The organism is Rubritalea sp., assembly GCF_039830215.1.
Taxonomy (GTDB): Bacteria; Verrucomicrobiota; Verrucomicrobiia; order Verrucomicrobiales; family Akkermansiaceae; genus Rubritalea.
This window is the reverse complement of sequence record NZ_JBDOPO010000257.1, coordinates 1-4,200: the sequence shown is the minus strand read 5'-3', so window position 1 is coordinate 4,200 and position 4,200 is coordinate 1. Positions and strand designations below refer to the sequence as shown.

Annotated in this window: 4 protein-coding genes; 2 read left to right on the top strand and 2 right to left on the bottom strand. The window is 47.6% G+C overall.

What is annotated here, in order from left to right; all coding sequences use genetic code 11:
- Window positions 1-697 precede the first annotated feature (697 nt).
- Complete coding sequence (locus tag ABGY95_RS08450; RefSeq protein ID WP_347441243.1) at window positions 698-925, bottom strand: RNA-binding protein; 228 nt, start codon at window positions 923-925, stop codon at window positions 698-700.
- 215 nt (window positions 926-1,140) lie between these two features.
- Between ABGY95_RS08450 and ABGY95_RS08445 the strand changes: the two genes are divergently transcribed.
- Window positions 1,141-1,377, top strand: a complete 237-nt coding sequence (locus ABGY95_RS08445) for a hypothetical protein (RefSeq protein ID WP_347441242.1) — start codon at window positions 1,141-1,143, stop codon at window positions 1,375-1,377.
- A gap of 8 nt (window positions 1,378-1,385) precedes the next feature.
- On the top strand, window positions 1,386-1,988 hold the full coding sequence (locus ABGY95_RS08440; RefSeq protein ID WP_347441241.1) for an HD domain-containing protein: 603 nt from the start codon (window positions 1,386-1,388) through the stop codon (window positions 1,986-1,988).
- Between the two features lie 822 nt (window positions 1,989-2,810).
- Here ABGY95_RS08440 and ABGY95_RS08435 read toward each other — a convergent pair.
- The coding region (locus ABGY95_RS08435; protein ID WP_347441240.1) for a DHHA1 domain-containing protein at window positions 2,811-4,200 on the bottom strand (1,390 nt) is incomplete at its 5' end.

Genomic DNA, 4,200 nt, shown 5'->3' with positions numbered 1-4,200 from the left:
CACAGGCTCGGTTTTGAACGGTGGAGCCAGTGCTGATACTAATCAGCATCTGGGCCGTTGTTCAAGTTAAGCGGTGCACTTCCGGTTTGAATCCAAGAAGCAATTAACAGTTAAATTTTGGATGTCTTAAAGACGTGTAGATGAGAGCTAGTCTAGTAATTGGGAAAAATCCACCCCAAGGCATGGCCCATGCCGGTCTATTTTGTACGCACTCCTAACAGGTTTCTACGACTGGCGCTTGCGCATCTTTTATAATACTGTCAGCGCAGAAGAGTGTGGGTTAATCAGCTTGTGCTTGTGCGGTGCTGAATTAGGCGAGCGATTGCGGTAGAATACGGATATTTAACTCTTTGCCGCGCCAGTCAAATAAGAGGATCCGATGTGTTTTGAGTTCTTAAATTAGTATTTTGAATGAGTCATTTCTTCAGCAAGATCTTGGGCGAGTCTTTTACTGCTTAATCAAGCGGGACTTCAACGTAATGTACGAGTAGTGGTATCCCTTTCAAGTTAAGCTAGGAAGTGTTGCTGTGTGCGACTCTGCTTTCTCAGTCAAACCTCATAAAGTCCATGAGGGAATACGAAATATGACCTTTTACCGATGTATCATCTGTGTTGGTGAAATTGGTCGAACGTGGGACGGATAGGAGGGAAAGAAAACGCTCCTTAGCGGGGCGGAGCGTTTGAATTTTTTTACAGACTAGTTGTTACTCGAGTCGTGATCGGAAGTCTCTTGGATATCTGTGAGAGCTGCGATGAAATCCGTTAAAATGTCAGCTGGAACCATGATTGTGTCTCGGTTGCCCCCAACGTCTTCTGTGATCTTAACCACCTTTCCACGCATATTTTTTTTAAGGTCGATGTAAAATGTCTTACGATCAGCAATGATTTTTTCTGTGTGTAACAGCTCGTTGTTATTATTTTGCATTCTAGCCTCCTTATATCTTAGTGTTTGTCCTCCCAATGAGGGTAAAGTTATTCTCCAATTTTCTACTGAGGTAAGTCAATGTAAATCAATTGCAGCAGAGAGATTTGTTAAATAAAGTGAATCAAATTGATGTGGTGCGGCTTCCCTATGTTAGAGAATAATTGTTAGTCGGAGGCGTCATATCATTCGGAACGTTGTTTTTTACCACCAAAGCAATGAAACCAAAATCCCACCGCCTTCGAGAGGCTGAGCGTGGAGCAGTGAATCCGCTCCCCTCCTTCAATGCGAACAAAAGCTGGAAGAATTATACGACTGATAATAGCCTATCCATCGAGTGCAAGTTTATCATAGAACAAAAGACTGGCAAACTAAGTAGCACCCCCTTTGTAAAAAAATCTGAGCACTATCTAGATCGGCCTGTCCATCTCACCACAATCATACTTGAACAATAAACGACAACATGCAGACCCAACCACAACCTGAGCAACTCCAACAGTGCATCGATTTCATAAAGGCTATCGATGCCCTCAAGGAAGTGCAGCGTAAGACCTATTTACTATCTGAATCACGTTTTGAAAATTCAGCAGAACATAGCTGGGCGGTTGCGACCTTTGCTCTCACCTTGGCTGACTACGCCAAGCCCGGAATCGAGATCAACCGAGTGATTCACATGCTACTTCTCCATGACATCGTGGAAGTCGACGCTGGCGATGCTCTGGTATACGACGATGCTGCACGTGCTGAAAAAGCCATTAAAGAAGTAGCTGCCGCTGATCGTATCTTTGGCCTCCTACCCGAGATCCAGTCAGCTAATTTCCGTGCCATTTGGGATGAATTCGCAGCCGAAGAAACACCCGAATCCCAATTCGCAGCAGCGCTCGATCGGATGATTCCATTGATCCACAACCTCAACACTGGCGGTCGCGCCTGGCAGGAACACTCAGTGACTTATACTCAAATTTTAACTCAAAACAAAAAAATTGAACGAGCCTCCCCAGCACTTTGGGACTACGCCCACAGTCGTATTCAGCAGGCTCTCACCGACGGCTGGATCTCCGAATAGTAACGTCACTTTCCATACAAATACTAAACCTAGTCGTCTGCGCTGCACCCTAGGTTCCGCGCTAGCTTGCAAAATATCTCGGATATTAAAGGAGTGGACAATGACTGGTACCTAAATTGGAATTGGGATTGGCTGGAGATGATTTGAGTTTGATTGAAGATTGGGTTCTAAGTCATAAAGGACATATCGAAGGTATTTGCATACGAAATAGAAATATCAATGGGGCAACGTTTTATACAGCATATTTAATGCTGGAACTGTGATAGTATTTTCTATCTCTCGCTGGTGATTTCTGAAGTCTGCGCTTTTCAGTTTTAGTCTGGGATTTGAAGTGCTAATTTTTTCTAGCTGATTGTTTTCTTGATAATTTAACCTTTAGGTCTCTACCCAAATATTTTTAAGGATTGCGATCTGGGCTATAGCTTGGGAGGTAAGGCTGCTCTATGCTTTCAGATTTCTTATTTGCCCACTCCCTCACTTTTTTAGCATGGTGGACCCTCAGGTCTGCTACTATCAAATAGACTTTCTTCTCGGGATCTTTGATCAGCCGACGCATAAATTTTATGATCTCTCGTAGCACATAAAGCGAATCTTCCCGAGCCTTGTTGCAGTCGAGATCATATTTACTCTATCCTTTTTGCCCTTTCTCTCTCTATTTCTGGGTACGCTTCGGTGAGCCATTTTTGGACACGTTTTAGCAACGTTCATAGGAGCGTTTCACTGGCTTCTGAAGCGTAAACCCGATTGCTTGATTAGCTCTACGCCTGATCAATTACATGAGTTTATTAGAGCGGTATTAATGCAACCTTTAATATTGCTTGATTAGTATCCTAGCGTTGCTTGCGCAGCTGCGAGAAGCTCGGTAGCTTTGGCGCGCTGAGGTGCGGCGCCGCGTGCTTGGTCAGGCTTGCCGCCGCCTTTACCGCCAGCTATTGGGCCGAGCTCTTGAATCATCTTGCCAGCTTGGAGGCCGGTAGCGAGGGCGTCCGGACCACAAAAGGCACCGAGGTGGAGGCGGTTGCCGTCGTCGACGATGATGAAACCTGCACCCGCGAATTGCTTTTTCTTGAGACCGTTGAGTAGTTCTTGAAGTAGGTTCGCAGGACCTTCGAATACCTCGGCGATGTTACCACCTTTTTCGAGAAGATCGACGAGGGCTTCATCGGCCATGGCGGCTGCAGCTCCGGCTTGCGCCTTCTTGAGCTTCTTGTCTGCAGCAGTGACTGTGTCACGCAGGCCCTGGATGTGTTTGAGTGAGTTGTTGAAGACGGTGTTGATCTGGTCAAATGTGCCTTGGGCCAGCATTGCAGTAATGATGCGTGCTTCCTCTGGGTACTGGGCTTCCTCAGCGCCTACTATCTTGAAGCCAGCGTTGATGACCTCGAGCTTGGCTCTGAGTTCTTCCTCTTCCTGAGCATTCTTCTCAGCGACTCCGCGAGCCCAATCGTAGGCTGCTGTTCCGCAAGCTGCTTCGATTCGACGTACGCCGGAGGCGATCGCTCCTTCGGATTTGATTTTGAAAATGCCGATGTCGGAAGTGGTGCCGATGTGGGTACCGCCACAGAGTTCCATTGCGTAGCCGTCGAGGCCGAGTTCGTTGCCGCCGATTTGCACCACGCGAACTCTTTCGCCATACTTGTCGCCGAAGAACTGCATGACGTCCTTGCGGTTCTTGACGTCGGCGTGTGGGACTTCGTTGTAGAAGACGCCGTCGCCAGCTTCGATTTTCTCGTTCACCTTATGCTCGATGTCAGCAATCTGCTGAGCAGTTAGCGCACCAGAGGTGAAGTCGAAGCGGAGGCGATCAGTAGTCACAAGCGAACCTTGCTGAGTTGCATCGGGTGAAACGACTTCGTGCAGTGCCCAGTGAAGAAGGTGCGTTGCAGTGTGGTGCGCCTCGATCTTGCGGCGACGCTTGTCGTCGACTGTGAGAGCGATGGTGTCACCTACGATGAGTGCGGATGATTTAGAAACCTCGTGGGCAATGGCTGGGCCGATTTTTTGCACGGAAGTGACTTCGATAGCTTCGCCGAACTCACCATCGTTATATGGTGTGAGGATTCCGAGATCGCCGAGCTGGCCACCCATTTCTACGTAGAATGGTGAGCGGTCAGTGATGACGAGTATGGACTCATCGCCACGATGGATTTCGAGAATTTTTGCTTCGCTAGAGTCTTCGTCGTAGCCGGTGAACTCGGTTTCTACATCGGAT

What these genes read in the sequence shown, in the direction of transcription:
- ABGY95_RS08450 (WP_347441243.1), bottom strand. Translation starts at nt 925, where the DNA reads ATGCAAAATAATAACAACGAGCTGTTACACACAGAAAAAATCATTGCT.
- ABGY95_RS08440 (WP_347441241.1), top strand. Translation starts at nt 1,386, where the DNA reads ATGCAGACCCAACCACAACCTGAGCAACTCCAACAGTGCATCGATTTC.
- ABGY95_RS08445 (WP_347441242.1), top strand. Translation starts at nt 1,141, where the DNA reads ATGAAACCAAAATCCCACCGCCTTCGAGAGGCTGAGCGTGGAGCAGTG.